This window comes from Methylobacterium sp. J-001 (assembly GCF_022829565.1).
Taxonomy (GTDB): domain Bacteria; phylum Pseudomonadota; class Alphaproteobacteria; order Rhizobiales; family Beijerinckiaceae; genus Methylobacterium.
In genome coordinates this window covers 12,620-30,081 of the sequence record NZ_JAKSYN010000078.1, presented here as the reverse complement: position 1 = coordinate 30,081, position 17,462 = coordinate 12,620, and the positions used below count along the sequence as shown (strand labels likewise).

18 protein-coding genes, 1 tRNA gene and 1 pseudogene are annotated in these 17,462 nt (G+C 70.0%); 9 read left to right on the top strand and 11 right to left on the bottom strand.

Annotated features, from left to right (window positions below):
* The 4 genes and pseudogenes from MKK65_RS08495 to MKK65_RS08480 form a co-directional block, all read right to left on the bottom strand.
* Window positions 1-255, bottom strand: a pseudogene (locus MKK65_RS08495) (hypothetical protein); the annotation flags it as partial.
* Between the two features lie 197 nt (window positions 256-452).
* Window positions 453-863, bottom strand: coding sequence for a GTPase-associated system all-helical protein GASH (locus tag MKK65_RS08490; RefSeq protein ID WP_243957018.1), 411 nt, complete (start codon window positions 861-863; stop codon window positions 453-455).
* A complete protein-coding gene (locus tag MKK65_RS08485) occupies window positions 860-2,179 on the bottom strand; it encodes a metallophosphoesterase (protein ID WP_243957017.1) in 1,320 nt (439 codons plus the stop codon). The genes MKK65_RS08490 and MKK65_RS08485 overlap by 4 nt, the downstream gene beginning before the upstream one ends.
* A gap of 502 nt (window positions 2,180-2,681) precedes the next feature.
* A tRNA-Glu gene (locus tag MKK65_RS08480) sits at window positions 2,682-2,757 on the bottom strand.
* 106 nt (window positions 2,758-2,863) lie between these two features.
* Here MKK65_RS08480 and cobU point away from each other — a divergent pair.
* The 5 genes from cobU to MKK65_RS08455 all read left to right on the top strand — a co-directional run bounded on the left by cobU (window position 2,864) and on the right by MKK65_RS08455 (window position 7,190).
* Window positions 2,864-3,418: a bifunctional adenosylcobinamide kinase/adenosylcobinamide-phosphate guanylyltransferase gene (gene cobU, locus MKK65_RS08475; RefSeq protein ID WP_243957016.1), complete on the top strand. Its 555-nt coding sequence runs from the start codon at window positions 2,864-2,866 to the stop codon at window positions 3,416-3,418.
* Window positions 3,415-4,017: a cob(I)yrinic acid a,c-diamide adenosyltransferase gene (gene cobO, locus MKK65_RS08470; protein WP_243957015.1), complete on the top strand. Its 603-nt coding sequence runs from the start codon at window positions 3,415-3,417 to the stop codon at window positions 4,015-4,017. Before cobU ends, cobO begins: the two co-directional genes overlap by 4 nt.
* Before the next feature lie 23 nt (window positions 4,018-4,040).
* Window positions 4,041-5,483, top strand: a complete 1,443-nt coding sequence (locus MKK65_RS08465; protein WP_243957014.1) for a cobyric acid synthase — start codon at window positions 4,041-4,043, stop codon at window positions 5,481-5,483.
* A gap of 79 nt (window positions 5,484-5,562) precedes the next feature.
* Entirely contained in the window at window positions 5,563-6,912 is a 1,350-nt protein-coding gene (locus MKK65_RS08460; RefSeq protein WP_243957013.1) for an MFS transporter, read from the top strand.
* A gap of 101 nt (window positions 6,913-7,013) precedes the next feature.
* Window positions 7,014-7,190 carry a hypothetical protein gene (locus MKK65_RS08455; protein ID WP_201025797.1) on the top strand — a complete coding sequence of 59 codons (177 nt, stop codon included), beginning with the start codon at window positions 7,014-7,016 and terminating at the stop codon, window positions 7,188-7,190.
* Window positions 7,191-7,193: 3 nt separating this feature from the next.
* Here the strand turns inward: MKK65_RS08455 and MKK65_RS08450 are convergent, their stop codons facing one another.
* Both MKK65_RS08450 and cbiB read right to left on the bottom strand, forming a co-directional pair.
* Window positions 7,194-8,108: an NAD(P)-dependent oxidoreductase gene (locus tag MKK65_RS08450; RefSeq protein ID WP_243957012.1), complete on the bottom strand. Its 915-nt coding sequence runs from the start codon at window positions 8,106-8,108 to the stop codon at window positions 7,194-7,196.
* A 112-nt stretch (window positions 8,109-8,220) separates the two neighbouring features.
* The gene (gene cbiB, locus MKK65_RS08445) at window positions 8,221-9,204 is read right to left on the bottom strand and encodes an adenosylcobinamide-phosphate synthase CbiB (protein ID WP_243957011.1); all 984 of its coding nucleotides are present in this window, start codon (window positions 9,202-9,204) and stop codon (window positions 8,221-8,223) included.
* Here cbiB and cobD point away from each other — a divergent pair.
* Window positions 9,196-10,224, top strand: coding sequence for a threonine-phosphate decarboxylase CobD (gene cobD, locus MKK65_RS08440; RefSeq protein ID WP_243957010.1), 1,029 nt, complete (start codon window positions 9,196-9,198; stop codon window positions 10,222-10,224). The two genes, cbiB and cobD, sit on opposite strands and share 9 nt — an antisense overlap.
* Here the strand turns inward: cobD and MKK65_RS08435 are convergent.
* Entirely contained in the window at window positions 10,217-11,392 is a 1,176-nt protein-coding gene (locus MKK65_RS08435) for an MFS transporter (RefSeq protein WP_058193599.1), read from the bottom strand. The two genes, cobD and MKK65_RS08435, sit on opposite strands and share 8 nt — an antisense overlap.
* A gap of 317 nt (window positions 11,393-11,709) precedes the next feature.
* On the opposite strand from MKK65_RS08435, the gene MKK65_RS08430 reads away from it, so the two are divergent.
* The 3 genes from MKK65_RS08430 to MKK65_RS08420 all read left to right on the top strand — a co-directional run bounded on the left by MKK65_RS08430 (window position 11,710) and on the right by MKK65_RS08420 (window position 15,203).
* On the top strand, window positions 11,710-11,901 hold the full coding sequence (locus MKK65_RS08430) for a hypothetical protein (RefSeq protein ID WP_007562754.1): 192 nt from the start codon (window positions 11,710-11,712) through the stop codon (window positions 11,899-11,901).
* 231 nt (window positions 11,902-12,132) lie between these two features.
* Window positions 12,133-13,542, top strand: coding sequence for a malonyl-CoA decarboxylase (locus MKK65_RS08425; protein WP_243957009.1), 1,410 nt, complete (start codon window positions 12,133-12,135; stop codon window positions 13,540-13,542).
* A gap of 152 nt (window positions 13,543-13,694) precedes the next feature.
* Complete coding sequence (locus tag MKK65_RS08420) at window positions 13,695-15,203, top strand: malonate--CoA ligase (RefSeq protein ID WP_243957008.1); 1,509 nt, start codon at window positions 13,695-13,697, stop codon at window positions 15,201-15,203.
* Between the two features lie 48 nt (window positions 15,204-15,251).
* On the opposite strand, the gene MKK65_RS08415 is transcribed toward MKK65_RS08420, so the two are convergent.
* From MKK65_RS08415 to MKK65_RS08400, 4 genes are all read right to left on the bottom strand, one after another.
* Complete coding sequence (locus MKK65_RS08415) at window positions 15,252-16,028, bottom strand: hypothetical protein (protein ID WP_243957007.1); 777 nt, start codon at window positions 16,026-16,028, stop codon at window positions 15,252-15,254.
* A 91-nt stretch (window positions 16,029-16,119) separates the two neighbouring features.
* On the bottom strand, window positions 16,120-16,500 hold the full coding sequence (locus MKK65_RS08410; protein ID WP_058193606.1) for a DUF3618 domain-containing protein: 381 nt from the start codon (window positions 16,498-16,500) through the stop codon (window positions 16,120-16,122).
* Window positions 16,497-16,910, bottom strand: coding sequence for a phage holin family protein (locus MKK65_RS08405; RefSeq protein WP_058193609.1), 414 nt, complete (start codon window positions 16,908-16,910; stop codon window positions 16,497-16,499). The genes MKK65_RS08410 and MKK65_RS08405 overlap by 4 nt, the downstream gene beginning before the upstream one ends.
* A 2-nt stretch (window positions 16,911-16,912) precedes the next feature.
* Entirely contained in the window at window positions 16,913-17,422 is a 510-nt protein-coding gene (locus tag MKK65_RS08400; RefSeq protein WP_058193611.1) for a hypothetical protein, read from the bottom strand.
* Window positions 17,423-17,462: the final 40 nt, after the last annotated feature.

Below are 17,462 nucleotides of genomic sequence, written 5' to 3'. Positions count from 1 at the left end.
CAGCACCACCGGCCGGGCCGGAACCGGCGCGGACCGGGGCGCCTCGGGGGCCGTGGCGGGCCCCGGCTCCCCGGGCGCCGGGGCGGCGGGGGGGCCCTCGGGCACGCCGCGGGGCGGCACCGGGGGCCGCTCGGGCTTGATTCCGAACAGGCGCTCGAAGAAATTCTGGGCCTGCGCCGGCGGGGCGGCCAGCAACGCGGGCGCCGCGACGGCGGCTGCCCGAAGGGGGAGCAGGAGGCTGCGGGTCCGTGGCATCGGGCTCTGACGGGGAAGACGAGGTGGCGGGGCCACGCTCAACCCCTTGTCGAAGTGTTAACACGCCATCGATGGCCTGGGCGACCGCCGGCCCCGGAGGTGTTCATGCCAGCCTTCTCTGCTTGGCCGGCTGCGCTTGCCAGACCAGCTCCGCCGGCCAAGCTACCCGTGGCGGAGCGGCCCACCGTGCACTAACTCTACCCTTGGACCACCTCGTGGGGGCCGATCACTTCTTGATCGACGGTTTGCCGCCGGCCGACGAAGCTGCCAGTCAGCACGAGCGCGGGCGTGCCGGTAAAACCCGACGCTATCATGTCGGCGAGCAGTATCGTTGCGATGATTCGGGCTTCATTGCGATCGTGTTCGAGGGAGAACTGTGCATCTTTCTCCTTCACGATCTCTTCCAGCCAGACAATCGCTCGCCCACTGGCTGTGGGAATTTCAAAGGCGAGACGCGCGAGATCTACAATTTTAATCGTGCTTTTGGGCAGCTCCTTCCGCACTTTTTTATGCGTGGCTTCTCGGAAGCTGATAATGCTGCGTTCCGTGCCGGGCTGAAGCTTACGGTAAGTCTCCGTAAATTCGAATTTGCTGTCGTTTTCGCTCATCCGGCGTCGCTCCCCAAAGCTTCATCCGCCCTGTCGTTCAGATCGACAAGTTGATTGCGTTCCTTCGCGCGACGGACCGCGGCAAGCACGAATTCGTAGTCCTTCAGGGCATGATCGCCATCCGCGTCGAGCGAAAGCGCGACGATCAGCTGCCGCTGCACATGCTCGGACAAGCGGAACATCTTGCTGATGACGGTACGCGCTGTGACGGGCGGCGATCCGGTAGACACGGTCATCCCGACAGACAAACCGACAGGAGATCCTGCCGCATCGGCCGTCTGCGGAGCAGCCGGAGGAGACCAATCCGGCAATGCATGGCGCACGCTCCACGGATTAGCATTCTCCGGATCTGGCACAGCAATAAACCGCGCTGCTTCCCTCTTGCGGACCCAGATCTCGACATCGAGATGCCTCTTCCCGCCATCGCGTCCGAACGACAGATTGATCCAGTTATAACCTGGATCCCAGCCGGGCTCATGGCGATCGGGATGCACAGCCCCTGCCCGAATCGTTGTGAAGCGCCTGCCGTCCTCGACCCGTCGCGTATGCTCGTGGCCGAACAGGTGGAGCTTCGCTACGCTCTCAATGCGCTCCCTGAACGGGGCGCCGTTCTTGAGCCAGCCATAGGGGTGGTGACACATCACGACATGCGTGACGTCCGGACCGCCTCTCGTGATCTGAGCGGCAGCCGGATCGACGAACATGTTACCTGGAGCGTCGTTTTCGTCGCAAACCAACACCGAATTGAAGCCCCATATACGAAGGGTGGAGCCGCCCTTCAGTTTCCAGTCGCGTACAGCGAACGGCCTCCGATCAGGCTTCTTCGGATCTTCAGCTGCAAGATTGCAGACGAACTCTGCGGCAAATCTATTGTAATTCTCTATAGGTCCGAAGAGCATCTGGGATGAAAACGGGTCCGAGAGATAGCTGCGCAGAATGTCGTCGCTTTGATCGGCCGAATAATCCCTCAGCTTCCCGCGGACGTCCCTATGCGCCGGCGTCGCCGCTTGCCTCCGATCAACGTCGTGATTGCCGGGAATGACGAAGACGTCCTCGATCCTACATCCCGCCGCTGGGCAGAGTATCAATTTCAACCACTCGTAGGCGAACGTGTATTCGTCCGCCGCTCCTGCGAAGGCGATATCGCCGGAGATCAGGATCCCGTCGGCTGGGCGGCCAATTTCCCGTCTCATCAGAGCGACGTCCGTAACCAAATCGTCGCGCAATCCCGCATTTGGGTCGTCCCGACGGCCGATCTCTCTAGATCTGAAATGAATGTCGGAAAGGTGTACGAACAGCTTTTCGTCTTCCCGCATCGACGTTTTAACCTCGATCTCTTGCTGTCCAGCATGTATATTCGAATTTTGTTCGCCGAATTCGTAGTTTCGTCAAATCAGTAGCCTGGGAAACGTGGCATATTCGACGACCAATCGCATCATCGTAGAATGAACTTCTGCGTGTAGCCATACATGTCGATCATGCTTTGTTCCTAGCACGCGGAGGGCATTCGGGAATAGGGACGGCGAAACGTACGGGTGCGCTATTCCCGGCCTGAGAAGCGATACTGCCGATGAAGACGTCAGCGATCTACGGTTGAGCCGATATTGAAGCTCGGCGTAGAGGCGGATGAAGCCGCCCGAGAGCGAGACTCCTTGATGCCTGCGTATCGTCAGCATGCGCCGTGCGAGGCAGGTGCATCACGGTCGGGTGATTCGTCGATAGTACGACGCTCACAGTCCGCTGGACCGCTCTGCCAATGGATATGTGAGACGAGTGTGTGAGCCGATCCAAAAAATTCAGCTAAGTGCTTGAAATTATTGGCGCGCCCTACGGGAATCGAACCCGTGTTTTCGCCGTGAAAGGGCGACGTCCTGGACCGCTAGACGAAGGGCGCTTTGGCTAGGCCGAGGTTCTATAGTCGGCGGCGGCGCGTCCGGCAACCGTCGATCCGCATGTCGGCGTGGGTTTGACCGCGGGACGGGTTGGAGCGATGGAGGGGCATGGTGCAGATCCCGCCCCGCATTACCCTCGTCCTCGGCGGGGCGCGTTCCGGCAAGAGTGCCTACGCGGAGGGGCTGATCGAAGCCTGTCCCGGCCCTTGGCTCTATCTCGCAACGGCGCAGGCCTTCGACGACGAGATGGTCGCGCGCATCGCCCAGCACCGTGCCCGGCGCCCGGGAGCGTGGCAGACCCGCGACGTCCCGCTCGCCCTGCCGCAGGCGGTGGCGGCGGCGGAGGGACCCGTCCTGGTCGATTGCCTCACCCTCTGGCTCACCAACCTGATCCTGGCGGAGGCCGATGTGGCGGAGTCCGTCGAGGGACTCCTCGCCGCCTGCGCACGGGCGGCGGGGCCGCTGGTGCTGGTCGGCAACGAGGTCGGGCTCGGGATCGTGCCCGACAACGCGCTCGCCCGCCGCTTCCGCGACGAGGCCGGGCGCCTGCACCAGCGGCTCGCCGCCCGGGCCGACCGGGTCGTGCTCACCGTGGCGGGCCTGCCGCTCGTCGTGAAGCCGCAAGCCCCCCTTCAAGCCCCCATCCCTGGAGCCTCCGCATGAGCGACGACGCGACCCGTCATCGGGAGAAGATGGAGAAGCGCAAGGCCGTGCAGGACGCCGAGGTGGCCGAGAAGACCCTCGAGAAGGGCCTGCTGATGGTCCATACCGGCCCCGGCAAGGGCAAGAGCACCGCGGCGCTCGGGCTGATGCTGCGGGCGCTCGGCCGCGGCTGGCGGGTCGGCATGGTGCAGTTCATCAAGGGCGGCTGGGACACGGGCGAGCGTCACGCGGTCGGGGTGTTCGGCGACAGGGTCGCCTGGCACACGCTGGGGGAGGGGTTCACCTGGGAGACCCAGGACAAGGCCCGGGACATCGCCGCCTGCCGCCACGCCTGGGATGTGGCCGAGGGCCTCATGGCCGATCCCACGATCCGCCTGCTCGTCCTCGACGAGCTCAACATCGCCCTGCGTTACGACTACCTCGACCTCGAAGCCGTGGTCGCCGCCCTCACGCGCCGCCGGCCGGACCTGCACGTGGTCGTCACCGGCCGCAACGCCAAGCCGGCCCTGATCGAGGCCGCCGACCTCGTCACCGAGATGGGCAGCGTGAAGCACCACTTCTCGGCCGGCGTGAAGGCCCAGGAGGGGATCGAGTTCTGAAGCCCACGCACAAGAAGGCCCTGATGATCCAGGGCACCGGCTCCGATGTCGGCAAGTCGCTGCTCGTGGCGGGGCTGGCGCGCGCCTTCACCGACCGGGGCTTGGCGGTGCGCCCGTTCAAGCCGCAGAACATGTCGAACAACGCCGCGGTCACCCCGGATGGCGGCGAGATCGGCCGGGCGCAGGCGCTCCAGGCCCGGGCTGCCCGGGTACCGCCCTCCGTGCACATGAACCCGGTGCTGCTGAAGCCCCAGAGCGAAATCGGCTCCCAGGTGGTGGTGCAGGGCCGGATGATCGCCACCGTGAAGGCGCGCGACTACCAGGGCTGGAAGCCCCGGCTGATGCCCGCCGTCCTGGAGAGTTTTTCGCGCCTGACGGGCGAGGCCGATCTGGTCCTGGTCGAGGGCGCGGGCTCGGCCTCGGAAGTGAACCTCCGGGCCGGCGACATCGCCAATATGGGCTTTGCCCGGGCCACCGACACGCCGGTGGTGCTGGTCGGCGATATCGACCGGGGCGGGGTGATCGCCAGCCTGGTCGGCACCAAGGCCGTGATCGAGCCCGCCGACGCCGCGATGATCGCCGGCTTCATCGTCAACCGCTTCCGGGGCGACCCGGGCCTGTTCGCCGACGGCATGCAGCTGATCGCGGAGCGGACGGGCTGGGCGCCGCTCGGCCTCGTGCCGCACTTCCCCCAGGCCGCGCGCCTGCCGGCCGAGGACGTGCTCGGGCTCGCGGGCTCCGGGCAGCGCCCGGCCGGGACAGTCACGGTGGCGGTGCCGGTTCTGCCGCGCATCGCCAATTTCGACGACCTCGACCCGCTCCGGGCCGAGCCCGGGGTATCGGTGGTGCTGGTGTATCCCGGAACGCCGATCCCCGCGGAGACCGCCCTGGTGCTGCTACCGGGCTCCAAGACCACGATCGACGACCTGGATGCCTTCCGCGCCGAGGGCTGGGACGTCGATCTGCGCGCCCATGTCCGGCGGGGCGGACGGGTGCTCGGCCTGTGCGGCGGCTACCAGATGCTCGGCCGCAGCCTCGCCGATCCGCACGGGATCGAGGGGGCGCCCCGCACGGTGCCAGGCCTCGGGCTCCTCGACGTCGAGACCGTGATGACGCCGGACAAGCGGCTCGCCGCGGCCACCGGCACCAGCCTGCCCGATTCGGTACCGTTCTCGGGCTACGAGATGCATATCGGCGCGACCCACGGCCCCGATGCGGCCCGGCCGCTGCTGCGGCTCGCCGATGGACGCGTCGACGGGGCGGTCTCGGCGGACGGGCTGGTGGCCGGGACCTACGTGCACGGCCTGTTCGCGCACGATGCCCAGCGCGCCGCCTGGCTTTCCCGTCTCGGTACGGTCTCGGAGGGGCCGGGCTACGAGGCCGGGGTCGAGGCGGCGCTCGACGGCCTGGCGCGACACATCGCGGCCCATGTCGACTGCGACCGCCTGCTGGCGCTTGCCCGGTAGGCGAGAGCCAGGCCAGGAATTACTCTGTGTAATGCCGGCCCTCGCCTCGAAGGGTCGCATAGGCCCAGAGGAACGCCAGATGCCGCCCACGCACTCCCCGACCGGGGACGACTTCGCCGAGAGCACCGTCCGCACGGTGACCCTGCGGCTGATGCCGCTGCTCGGCCTGCTCTACCTGATCGCCTATATCGATCGGCAGAACGTGTCCTACGCCAAGCTGGACATGGTCGGCAGCCTGGGACTCAGCGAGACCGCCTACGGGCTCGGCGCGTCGCTGTTCTTCCTCGGCTATTTCCTGTTCGAGGTGCCGGCGAACGTCTTCCTGGAGCGGGTCGGCGCCCGGGTCTGGTTCGCCCGGATCATGTTCACCTGGGGCATCGTCACGCTCCTGCTGAGCTTCACCCAGAACGCCGCGATGTTCTACGTGCTCCGCTTCCTGCTCGGCGCCGCGGAGGCCGGCTTCTTCCCCGGCGTGCTGTTCGCGCTCACGCTCTGGTTCCCGCAGGCGCACCGGGCCCGGATGATCGGCTGGTTCATGATCGCCAGCGCGGTGGCCAACGCGGTCGGCGCGGCGGTCGGCGGGGCCCTGCTCGGTCTCGACGGGGTCTGGGGGCTGGCCGGCTGGCAATGGGTGTTCCTGGCCACGGGCGCGCCGGCGATCGTGATGACCGCAATCGTGCTGCTGATCCTGCCAAACGGCCCCGAGACGGCCCCCTGGCTATCCCAGGACCAGCGCGACTGGCTCGCCCGGACCCTCCGGGCCGAGCGGGAGGGCGGCGGCCTCGTCGATCACGGCAATCCCTTCGCGGCGCTTCTCGACAAGCGCGTGCTGATGCTGGCCGGGGTCTACGTCTCGCTGCCGCTGGCCGCTTACGGCCTGGGCTACTGGCTGCCCACGGTGGTCAAGGGATTCGGGGTCTCGAACCTGACCAACGGCTTCCTCAACATCATCCCGTGGGTCGCCACGGCCTTCGCCCTGTGGTGGGTGCCCCGTCACGCCGCCCGCACCGGCGCCCAGGGCAACGCCCTGACCTGGCACGTGGTCGGGCCGGCCCTGGTCGGGGCGGCCGGGCTCGCGCTCAGCGTGATCCTGCCGGGCAACGCGGTGAAGTTCGCCTGCCTGTGCGTGGCGGCGGCCGGGACCTTCTCGGCCCAGCCGGTGTTCTGGTCGGTGCCCGCGACCTTCCTGCGCGGGGCCACGGCGGCGGCCGGGATCGCGGCGATCAACTCGGTCGGCAATCTCGGCGGATTCGTCGCGCAGAACATGGTCCCGTTCATCCGCGACCAGACCCAGAGCGACCTCGTGCCGATGCTGTTCCTGTCGGCCTGCCTGGCGATCGGCGCCGGCCTAATGTTCGTGGTTCTCTCCGCCCTGAGACGGGATGCGGCCAAACGCGCGGCGGCGCCAACGGCGGCTCGGACGGCCTGAACATCGGTCGAACCCGTGCGTTATCTTTCACAATGCTGGTTCATCCGGCATGATGATACAATTCCGCGCCCCCGCGGAACATCGCCGAGGAGGGTACCGCGATGAGTGAAGGCATTCCGCTTCTGTTTCTCGCCCTGGGGACCCTGGGCGGGGTCTGGTTTTTGGCTGCAGCGGCCCGGAAGCAGGTCGCCGACGCTAAGGGCTCTCCGGAGCGGTCGAGCGTGATCCGCGACCATGGTGGCGCACCGCGGGCGAACATGCCGGGTACGGAGCACTGACCTTCAGCCGGCGGCGATCCGCCGGCAATGGTCGAGGGCGGCGCCGATCAGGTTGTCGCTCGCTTCCGGCGTGCGGAACGCCGAATGCGCCGAGAGGACGACGTTCGGCAGGGCTGCCAGCGGATGGTCGGCGGGCAGCGGCTCGACCGTGAACACGTCGAGCCCGGCCCGGGCGATCCGCCCGGCGCGAAGCGCCTCAACCAGGGCGGGCTCGTCGATCAGCGCCCCCCGGGCGGTGTTGATCAGGATCGCGCTGGGCTTGAGGGCGGCGATGCGTGCGGCCGACAGGAAGCCGCGGGTCTCGTCGGTGAGGAGCAGGTGGAGCGAGACCACGTCGCTCTGGGCCAGCAGCTGATCCAGGGGCATGAATTCGACGCCCGGATGCGTTTTCGCGGTCCGGTTCCAGGCCAGCACCCGCAGGCCGGCGCCGCGGCAGAGTCGCGCCATCTCGGCCGCGATCCCGCCGAAGCCGACGAGCCCGACGGTCTTGCCGGTGAGCTGGATCGCCTCGCTGCGCAGCCAGCGCCCCGCCCGCATCGCCCGGTCCATCTCGGGCAGGCCCCGGGCGGCGGCCCAGAGCAGCGCGAAGGCGCATTCCGCCACCGCGGTATCGCCGTAGCCCTTGATCGTGTGGACCGTGATGCCGAGCTCGGCCTGGAGCGCCTCCGGGTCCATGTAGCTGCGCGCGCCGGTGCCGAGGAACACCGCGTGCCGCAGGCTCGGGCAGGCGCGGGCCACGGCGACGGGGAGGGCGGTGTGGTCGATTACCGCGACCTCCGCCCCGGCGAGCAGGCCCGGCAGATCCTCCGGGGCGATGTCGGGCTGGAGATTGATCGCGAAGGGCGGATCGTCCGGCCGCAGCAGGCGCCGCGCCACCGCCGCCAGACTCTCGCTGGCATCGACGAACACCGCGCGCATCGGCTTCTCCTCGGTCCCGCTCGACCGAGCTTAGAACGCGCGCCGCCGCATTGGATACCGGTCCGGCGTCAGCGGGCGCGTTCCATCATGGATTGGGCGGTAAGCTGTCGGGTCAGCCCGCGATGATGAGACAGAGAGCGAGCAGCGCCAGGACGAGGCCGCCCTGGATCAGGCAGGCGGTGCGGTAGAGGGTCAGCGCCCGGGCGATGTCGTCGGCCGTGGCCTCGGCCCGCCCGTCGCCCATATGGGCGTCGGGGACGAGGGTGCCATCATAGACCCGCGGGCCCGCGAGCCGCAAACCGAGCGCCCCGGCCATGGCGGCCTCCGGCCAGCCGGCATTGGGTGAGCGGTGGCGGCCGGCGTCGCGGGCCATCGCCCGGAGCGCTCCGCGCGCATCGGCGCCGCGCAAGAGCGCCGCCCCGACGATCAGCAGGCCGGCGAGCCGCGAGGCCGGCAGGTTCACCAGGTCGTCGAGCCGGGCCGCGGCCCATCCGAAGGCGGCGTAGCGCGGCGTGCGGTGGCCGATCATGCTGTCGGCGGTGTTGATCGCCTTGTAGAGCACACCGCCGGGCAGGCCGAGGCAGCCGATCCAGAAGGACGGCGCCACGATCCCGTCTGAAAAGTTCTCCGCCAGGCTCTCGATGGCGGCGCGGCAGACCGCCGGTGCGTCGAGCTGGTCCGGATCGCGCCCGACGATCATCGCCACGGCGCGGCGGCCGGCCTGGAGGCCGCCCTCGCGCAGGGCGGTCTCCACGGCCGCGACGTGGTCGTTGAGGCTGCGCTGCGCCGGCAGGCTCGCGCAGAGCAGGCCGAGGAGCAGGAAGCCGGGGAGGGGGCCGGCCCAGAGGCTGAGCCCGGTGAGCGCCCAGGCGGGAAGCCCCGTGACCGCCAGCAGAAGCACCAGCGCGCCGCAGCCGGCGACCCGGCGGCGGCGCTCGGAGCCGCGGTTCAGGCCGCGCTCCAGCCCGGAGATCAGCCGGCCGATCCAGGTGACAGGGTGGCCGATGGCCCTGTAGAGCGCGTCCGGGTAGCCGAACGCCGCCTCGATCCCGAGGGCGAGGGCGAGGATGGCGAGCGTGTCGGGCGGATGGACCATCGTTTCTGGAATCCCGCTCCGAAGCCGGGGGCGATCCCGGGTCCGATCCCCCATGGCGGCGATCTCGGAAGCCTCCGACACGCCTTTCCGGACGCGCCGGAACCCTGGCTCGATCTTTCGACGGGGATCAATCCGGTCCCGTATCCCGTGCCGCCGGTGGAGGCCAGCGCCTGGACGCGGCTGCCCGCCGCCGCCGAGGTCGAGGCCCTGCGGGAGGCGGCCGCTTCGGCCTACGGCGCGCCCGATGCGACGCATGTCGCCCTCGCCCCAGGCACCCAGATCCTGATCGAGACCTTGCCCCGGCTCGTGGCTCCGACCCGGGTCGCGGTGGTCGGCCCGACCTATGCCGAGCACGAAGCCGCCTGGGTGCGGGCCGGGCACGCGGTGACGGCGGTCGACGGGATCGCGGCGATCGGCGACGCGGCCGTGGCGGTGCTGGTCGATCCGAACAACCCGGACGGGCGGACCCATCCGCTGGCCGAACGGCTCGCCCTGGCGGAGGCCCTTCGGGCCCGCGGCGGCCTGCTGGTCGCCGACGAGGCTTTTGCGGATCTGGAGCCGGTGGCGAGCCTGTGCTCGCATGCGACACCCGGCCTCGTGGTGCTGCGCTCCTTCGGCAAGACCTACGGGCTCGCCGGCCTGCGCCTTGGCTTCGCGGTCGCCGAGCCCGGGACGGCGGACCGGATCGCCACCGCCCTCGGCCCCTGGGCGGTGTCCGGGCCGGCCCTGGCGATCGGCCGGACCGCCCTCTCGGACACGGTGTGGCGGGCCGAGACCGCCCGGGCGCGGGCGGCGGATGCCGAGCGCCTCGACCGGCTGATCGCCCGCGGCGGCGGAACCCTGGTCGGCGGCACCTGCCTGTTCCGCACCGCCGATTTTCCCGACGGGCCGGGCTTGTACCGGCGCCTCGCGGAAGCCGGCATCGCGGTCCGGCGCTTCCCCGAGCGACCCGAACGGCTTCGGTTCGGGCTGCCGGGGGAGAAAGCGGCGTGGTGCCGCCTCTCCCGGGTGCTCAAGTAGTCGGCGTCGCGGGCCCGTGCGGATCGCGGGCCGCCACCAGGACGGCCAGCGCCGAGAAGGCGAGGCCCACCGCGCAGACGCCGGGCCAGCCCACCACCAGGAAGGCCTGCGAGCCAGCGAAGGCGCCGAGCGCCCCGAACACGAACAGCGTCGTGAACAGCACAGTGTTGATCCGGCCCCGCGCCCCCGGGACCAGGGCGTAGGCCCGGGTCTGGTTGGCGATGAGCGCCCCGTTCATGCCGATGTCGATCAGCAGGACGCCGAGCCCGACCGCCACCAGCGACCATGTGCCTCCGGCCCAGAGCACCAGGAACGACAGGGCGACCATCAGGCTGCCGCCGAGCACCACCGGCCGAGCGCCGCTCCGGTCGGCGAACCGGCCCGACAGGGGCGCCACGAACGCGCCGCAGACGCCGATCACCCCGAACAGGCCCGCCCCGGCTGCGGACAGCCCGAAGGGCGGGTTCTCGACCAGAAGCGCTAAGGTCGCCCAGAAGGCGTTGAACGCGGCAAACAGCAGCGCCTGCGACAGGCTCGCGGTGCGCAGAACCGGCTGCGACCGGGCGAGGTGCAGGATCGACAGCATCAGGGCGCGGTAGCGCAAGGGGTGGGTCTGAGGCGTGTGCGGCAGGGTCGCGCGCGCGATACCGGCCATGGCGAGCGCCAGGAGGGACGCGGCCAGGAACACCGCCCGCCAGCCGAGATGCGCGCCCAGGAACCCGCTCGCCGTGCGGGCGAGCAGGATGCCGGTGAGCAGCCCGGTCATCACCTGCCCGACGATCCGGCCGCGGCTCGCGTCCGGGGCGAGTTCGGCCGCGAACGGCACGGCCTGCTGGGCCGCGCAGGCGAGCACGCCGACCACGAGGTGGGCCAGCGCCAGGCAGGCGAGGTTCGGGGCGAGGCCCACGGCGAGCAGCGCCACGGCGAGGCCGAGGCATTGCCCCACGATCAGGCGGCGGCGGGGCAGGGCGTCGCCCAGGGGCACGAGCCCGATGATGCCGAGCCCGTAGCCGACGAGCGCCGTGGTCGGCACCCACAGGGCGGCGGCGTCGCCGAACTCCGACACGATCAGGCCGAGCAGCGGCTGGTTGTAGTAGATGTTGGCGACCGCCCCACCGGCGATCAGCGTCAGGCCGAGCCGGGCCTTCGCGTCGAGGATGGTGGTCACGGCAGGGGCGGGGGCGGGCAGGCGCGCCGCCGCTTCAGGGCCAGCATGGGGGCCATCATGGGGTCCGTGTCAGGAAGGGAAGGCCAAGACCGATACGGGCAGGGCGCGCCTCGCAGCAAGCGCCGGGGCTGCAGCCCTCGGTCACGCCCCGTGCCCCTTCACGCTCCGGCGTCTTGCACCATATCCCGTCGACACGGTTCCGATCGTCCGCGTCCTGGGCGTCGAACACACCATATGGATTCGTCGGCCGGATACGGTTTTCGGGTCGGATTCGTTCCAAACGACACGTCCGGAACCACCGCAGCAGGGAGTACGGGATGCCGAACTACCGCGTCGAGTTCGCCAAGGAGATCCTCGGGGTGCCCTTCACCATCGGGGCCGTCGAGATCATGCGGGCCCGCGACCCAGATCGCGCCCTCCGGGCCGCCGAGCTCCGCTTCGCCCGCCACCACGGCATCGGCGACTGGCGGGAGCGGGCCGACCTCGCCACCCTGGCCGAGCGGCACTGAGGCCTTCCAGGATCGCGCCGTCACACGACCTTCGTCTCGGGGCCGCACGGTGAGCCTTTCGCGGCCGTTCAAGCTCTGGTCGCGACCGCCCCGCCACCGTAGAATGGCGGCTCAGAGCCGGGACCAGCATGCCCCGAGGGCCGGGCCCTCACGGATGCGCGGGTCCATGCGCCGGCGTCATGAGACCGGAGACGCGTTAGGTCCGGTCCGACAGGGGTCAGTGCGAGGGTCATGGCGGCGATCTCCTTCTTCGGCGACCTGCTCCAGACCATCAGCGAGCGCGGCCGCGACCTGATCGGCATCGGCCGCGGCGACATCGCTGGCCGGGCCAGCGCCGGCGAGTTGGTCAAGCTGTGCGAGGACCTGATCTCGCGGCGCGGCGAGGCTTCCGGGGTCGCGCTGGCCCGGTTGATCCTCGACCGCTACGCCAGTTTCGGCCAGACCGAGCGCCATGCCTTCCTGCTGGCCATCGCGCTCGACTTCGATGCTGACCATGCCGCTGTCGATGAAGCGATCGCCGCCTACCGGGCCGACCCGACCCGCGCTCGCCTCGGCACTCTGCACGAGGCCGCCGAGCCGCGCAGCCAGGAGCTGATCCGCCGCCTCAACCTCGCCCGCGGCGGCACGCTGACCCTGGTGCGCATGCGTGAGGATCTGTTCGACCTGCGGAAGGCGCTGCGCACCAGCACGGAGGCGGACCCCACCGTGCTGGACGCGGTCGATGGCCTCGATTCGGATTTCGAGCACCTGTTCGCCTCCTGGTTCAACCGGGGCTTCCTGGTGTTGCGGCACATCGACTGGACCACGCCCGCCCATATTCTGGAGAAGATCATCCGGTATGAGGCGGTGCACGCGATCACCGGGTGGGACGACCTGCGTGCCCGGATCGAGCCGCCGGACCGGCGCTGCTTCGCGTTCTTCCACCCGGCGCTTGCCGACGAGCCGCTGATCTTCGTGGAAGTGGCACTCACCGATCAGGTCGCACCGGCCATCGCCCCGATCCTGTCGCGGGAGCGCAAGCCGCTACAGCCGCGGGCGGCGACCACGGCGATCTTCTACTCGATCTCCAACTGCCAGAAGGGGTTGGCCGGCGTCACCTTCGGCAACTTCCTGATCAAGCAGGTGGTCGAGGATCTCACCCGCGAGGTGCCCTCGCTCAAGACCTTCGTGACCCTCTCGCCGGTGCCGGGCTTCGCGGCTTGGCTGGCCCGGGAGCGCCGGGCCGACAGCCCGCAGGGGCTGCTGCCGGAGGACGTGGAGGTGCTGCGGGCGCTGGACGATCCGGACTGGCACGCCGACAAGGCCCGGGCCGAGACGGTGCGCAAGGCGCTGATCCCGGCCGCGGCCGCCTATTTCCTGCGCGCCAAGAACGAGCGCGGGCGCCCCCTCGACCCGGTGGCCCGGTTCCATCTCGGCAACGGCGCCCGGCTGGACCGGATCAACTTCCTCGGCGACACCGCGAAGAAGGGGTTGGCCCAGTCGCACGGGCTGATGGTGAACTACCTCTACGACCTCGCGGCGATCGAGAAGAACCACGAGACCTACGCCAATCTCGGCACCGTGGCGGCCTCGCCGGCCGTGACCCGGGAGTTGCGTGCCAAGCTGCCGCCGCCGCGGGCGGTGGTGCTCGCCGAGGCCTGAGGCCGAGCCTTTCCCCACCCTGAAGGGGATACCGATTCGGGCATGGGCGGCCCGTGAACGTCATGGCGAAGCGCCGGCCCCGATTGCGGGACGATCGGGAACGGTTCTATGGCTGCCTGAACCCCGCGGCCCGTGATAGCTCAAGCCTCACGATGACGAACCATCTCTTCTCCCTGGTCCGGGACGGCGTTCCGGATCCCGCCAAGACCGTGATCGAGACGCCGGAGGGGCGCCGCTACACATATGCGGACCTGATCGCCCGCTCCGGCGCCTACGCGGCGGCCCTGCAGGCGGCGGGCGTGCAGCCCGGTGACCGGGTGGCGGTCCAGGTCGAGAAGAGCCCGGAGGTCATCTTCCTGTATCTCGGGGTGGTGCGGGCCGGCGCCGCGTTCCTCCCGCTCAACACCGCCTACACCCCGGCCGAGATCGGGTATTTCCTCGGCGACGCCGAGCCCACGATCTTCGTCTGCGACCCGGGCCGACGCGAGGCCCTGGCGCAGGCCGCCTCCGGCATCCGCGCCATCTGGACCCTGGACGCGGCGGGGACCGGCAGCGCCGCCGAGGCTGCCGATCGACAGGCCGGCGATTTCACGGACGTGCCCCGGGGCCCGGAGGATCTCGCCGCGATCCTCTACACCTCGGGCACGACCGGGCGCTCCAAGGGCGCCATGCTCACCCACGACAACTTGGCCTCGAACGCCCGTACGCTGGTGGAGATCTGGCGGTTCACCGCCGACGACGTGCTGATCCACGCCCTGCCGGTGTTCCACACCCACGGCCTGTTCGTGGCGACCAACACGGTACTGGCGAGCGGCGGCACCATGCTGTTCCTGCCACGCCTCGACCCGAAGCTGATCCTAAGCCTGATGCCCCGGGCGACCGCCCTGATGGGCGTGCCGACCTTCTACACGCGCCTCCTCAAGGAACCCGGTCTCACCCCGGAGGTGGCCAGGGGCATGCGCCTGTTCGTGTCGGGCTCGGCGCCGCTGCTCGCGGAGACGCACCGGGAATGGCAGGCCCGCACCGGCCATGCCATCCTCGAGCGCTACGGCATGACCGAGACCAACATGAGCACCTCGAACCCCTATACGGGGGACCGGGTTGCCGGCACGGTCGGCTTCCCCCTGCCGGGCGTCTACCTGCGGGTGGTCGATCCCGAGACCGGCGCGGCCCTGGGCCCGGACGCGGTCGGGATGATCGAGGTGAAAGGCCCGAACGTGTTCAAGGGCTATTGGCGCATGCCCGAGAAGACCGCCGCCGAATTTAGGCCGGACCGATTCTTCATCACCGGCGACCTCGGCAAGGTCGATGCCCGGGGCTACGTCCACATCGTCGGGCGCGGCAAGGACCTGATCATCTCCGGGGGGTTCAACGTCTACCCGAAGGAGGTCGAGACCGAGATCGACGCCCTGCCGGGCGTGGTCGAATCCGCGGTGATTGGCTTAGGCCATCCGGATTTCGGTGAGGCGGTCACCGCCGTGGTGGTCGGCGGAACGGACGCCCCGGACGAGGCTGGCGTGCTGGCAGCCCTGGAGGGGCGGCTCGCCCGGTTCAAATGCCCCAAGCGCGTCCTGTTCGTGGACGAGTTGCCGCGCAACACCATGGGCAAGGTACAAAAGAACCTGCTCCGCGAGGCCCATGCGGGACTGTATCAGGCGTGAAATAAACCGCCCGCCGGCTGCGAGGCCGGCGGGCAGGGGACTTCGTCGTCAGAGGTTGTGCGCGGTCCGCTCGTTCGCCGGGGGCGTGGGCCCCTCGGGATCCGTGGCCTTGCGCACCGCCGCGTTGAGATTGTCCGGATCGAGGGCGGTCTGGACGAACTCCCGGCCCATATTGGTCACCTCGCGGGCGTAGCGCAGCCCCTGGTCGCGCACCTCGTCGGCCCAGGGGCCGATGTTGCGGTCCTCCTGGCGGGTGCGCGGCAGCAGGGCGCCGAGCAGCAGGCCGGCGGCGACACCGACGACGCCCACCAGAAGCGGGTTGTCGTCCACGAAGCGCTCGACCGTGCTGCGGCCGCGCTGAAGCCCGTCGATCCCCTGGGTGGTGATGTCGTCGAGCGCCCGCAGGTTGCGCTTGTGCAGGGCGCCGGCACGCTCCTTCGCCTCGTCGTAGACCGAGGCGGCGCGGGCGCGGGCCTGGTCGGCGGCGCTGCCGAGGCGGTTGCCGATATCGTCGGCTAGGCCCGACACGGTCTGGCGCGCTTGCCCGGCGAGGTCGGCGGCGCGATCGCCCGCCGCCTGGGCCCCGTCCTTTACGGATGCAGCCGCATCGATCGGGCGCGTCGCAGCGCCGGGCGCGAGCGGATCGTGCAGGCCGCGCGGGTCGGGGCGGAGGGTGAAGTCGCCGGCCGCCTCGCCGGGGGCCGGGCGCGGATCGCCGTGGCCGGCCGGATCGGGCCGCAGGCTGCTGTCGCCCGAGCCCGTCGGCATGCCGGCCTGGGCGGCGAGCTGTTCGGGAAGGCTGGACGGGGTCGGCTTGTCGGTCATGGCGGTATCCTCGGATGTCCGTCTCGGCGGCACGCAGAAGCGTTGCCCATCCCGGCCATCCGGCCGGGCTCGAATTGTCACGTCTCGGGCGTCAGATATCGGTCTTCTCGAGGGGGTCGCGAAGAGGTCGTGCCGTCGGCAGATCGGGATCGTAGCCGCGGGCCGTGCCGGTGTTGAGCGTGGCCACACGCTCGGCCGAGACCTGGGTGCGGCGGCGCTCGGCATCCCGGGCCATCCGGTTGAACAGCAGCCCGACCCCGGCGGCGATCAACAGGACCGGCACCGGGTTGCGGCGCACCGCCTCGAGGGCACCGTCATAGACGCCGCTCAGTGCAGGCGTGCGCCGGGCATTGCCCAGCATCTCGTCCACGATGTTCGGGACCGAGAGCTTCCCCTGGATCTGGTCGATCGTGTCGTCGAGCCGGGCCCGGCTCGCCTCGATTTCCTTCTCGAGGTCGGTCATCGAACTCATCCGGATACGCGCTCCGACAGGGCCTGGGCATCCTGGCGCACTTGGCGCGTCGTGCGCGTGGGCGCCAGGGTGGAGAGGGAGAGGACGCTGCGCGCCCACAGGGCCATGCCCACGGCGATGACCAGCAGCACGCCGCCGACGATCAAGGCCGAGAGCCACTCGGAGCCGACGATCGTGGCGAGCCACTTCACGAGGGCGCCGATCAGGACCAGCAGGGCGACCACGGCGAACACCGCGGAGCCGACCATGCAGGCCAGGCCGACGATGAGCTGGCGGACATTACCCGCCATCTCGGCGCGGAACAGCGCGATCTCCTTGCGGGCGAGCTCGTTGGTCTCCCGCAGGGCGTCGCCGATCAGGCTCTGGATGCTCGAGGCGCCGGGCTGGCGCGGATCAGATCCCTGGGCCATGGTCAGGCCCGGAAGCTGTCGCGGGCGTCGCCGTCGGGCGCTTCCGGCGGCAGGCTGGACGACTTGATGAACCGGGCGGCGATCAGGCCGGCCACGAAGGTGCCGACTGCCACCGCCACCGGCGCACGCCGAGCGAAGGCCTCGGCCTCGCCATAGAAATCGCCGAGGCTGCGCCGCTCGATCGAGGAGCCGAGCTGCTCCAGGCCGTCGGCGGCGCTGTCGAAGAACGCGCGCACATGCGGCTTGTCGCCGAGGTCGCGGCCGGAATTGCGGATCGTCTGCGCCAGATCGTTGACCGATTGCGCGGCGTCGCTCTTGCGCCGCTCGACGTAATCCTGGGCCTGGAGACGCGCCGCGTCGATCAGCCCGCGGCCGCGCTCGGCGGCCTCGTCGGCCAGACCCTCGACGTCACCCTGCAGGGCGCGCCACTGGGGGCGCTCGCCGGGGCCATCGTGCAACGGATCCTTCAGCGGGTCCTTGGGCGCATCCTGCGGGAACTCGTTGCCGGCCATCTCGAAAGCACTCCTCGCGGCGCGGGGACGGCGCCGCTCG

Coding starts and splice junctions, on each gene's coding strand:
- MKK65_RS08490 (WP_243957018.1), bottom strand. CDS start 863: ATGAGCGAAAACGACAGCAAATTCGAATTTACGGAGACTTACCGTAAG.
- MKK65_RS08485 (WP_243957017.1), bottom strand. CDS start 2,179: ATGCGGGAAGACGAAAAGCTGTTCGTACACCTTTCCGACATTCATTTC.
- cobU (WP_243957016.1), top strand. CDS start 2,864: ATGGTGCAGATCCCGCCCCGCATTACCCTCGTCCTCGGCGGGGCGCGT.
- cobO (WP_243957015.1), top strand. CDS start 3,415: ATGAGCGACGACGCGACCCGTCATCGGGAGAAGATGGAGAAGCGCAAG.
- MKK65_RS08465 (WP_243957014.1), top strand. CDS start 4,041: ATGATCCAGGGCACCGGCTCCGATGTCGGCAAGTCGCTGCTCGTGGCG.
- MKK65_RS08460 (WP_243957013.1), top strand. CDS start 5,563: ATGCCGCCCACGCACTCCCCGACCGGGGACGACTTCGCCGAGAGCACC.
- MKK65_RS08455 (WP_201025797.1), top strand. CDS start 7,014: ATGAGTGAAGGCATTCCGCTTCTGTTTCTCGCCCTGGGGACCCTGGGC.
- MKK65_RS08450 (WP_243957012.1), bottom strand. CDS start 8,108: ATGCGCGCGGTGTTCGTCGATGCCAGCGAGAGTCTGGCGGCGGTGGCG.
- cobD (WP_243957010.1), top strand. CDS start 9,196: ATGGACCATCGTTTCTGGAATCCCGCTCCGAAGCCGGGGGCGATCCCG.
- cbiB (WP_243957011.1), bottom strand. CDS start 9,204: ATGGTCCATCCGCCCGACACGCTCGCCATCCTCGCCCTCGCCCTCGGG.
- MKK65_RS08430 (WP_007562754.1), top strand. CDS start 11,710: ATGCCGAACTACCGCGTCGAGTTCGCCAAGGAGATCCTCGGGGTGCCC.
- MKK65_RS08425 (WP_243957009.1), top strand. CDS start 12,133: ATGGCGGCGATCTCCTTCTTCGGCGACCTGCTCCAGACCATCAGCGAG.
- MKK65_RS08420 (WP_243957008.1), top strand. CDS start 13,695: ATGACGAACCATCTCTTCTCCCTGGTCCGGGACGGCGTTCCGGATCCC.
- MKK65_RS08415 (WP_243957007.1), bottom strand. CDS start 16,028: ATGACCGACAAGCCGACCCCGTCCAGCCTTCCCGAACAGCTCGCCGCC.
- MKK65_RS08410 (WP_058193606.1), bottom strand. CDS start 16,500: ATGAGTTCGATGACCGACCTCGAGAAGGAAATCGAGGCGAGCCGGGCC.
- MKK65_RS08405 (WP_058193609.1), bottom strand. CDS start 16,910: ATGGCCCAGGGATCTGATCCGCGCCAGCCCGGCGCCTCGAGCATCCAG.
- MKK65_RS08400 (WP_058193611.1), bottom strand. CDS start 17,422: ATGGCCGGCAACGAGTTCCCGCAGGATGCGCCCAAGGACCCGCTGAAG.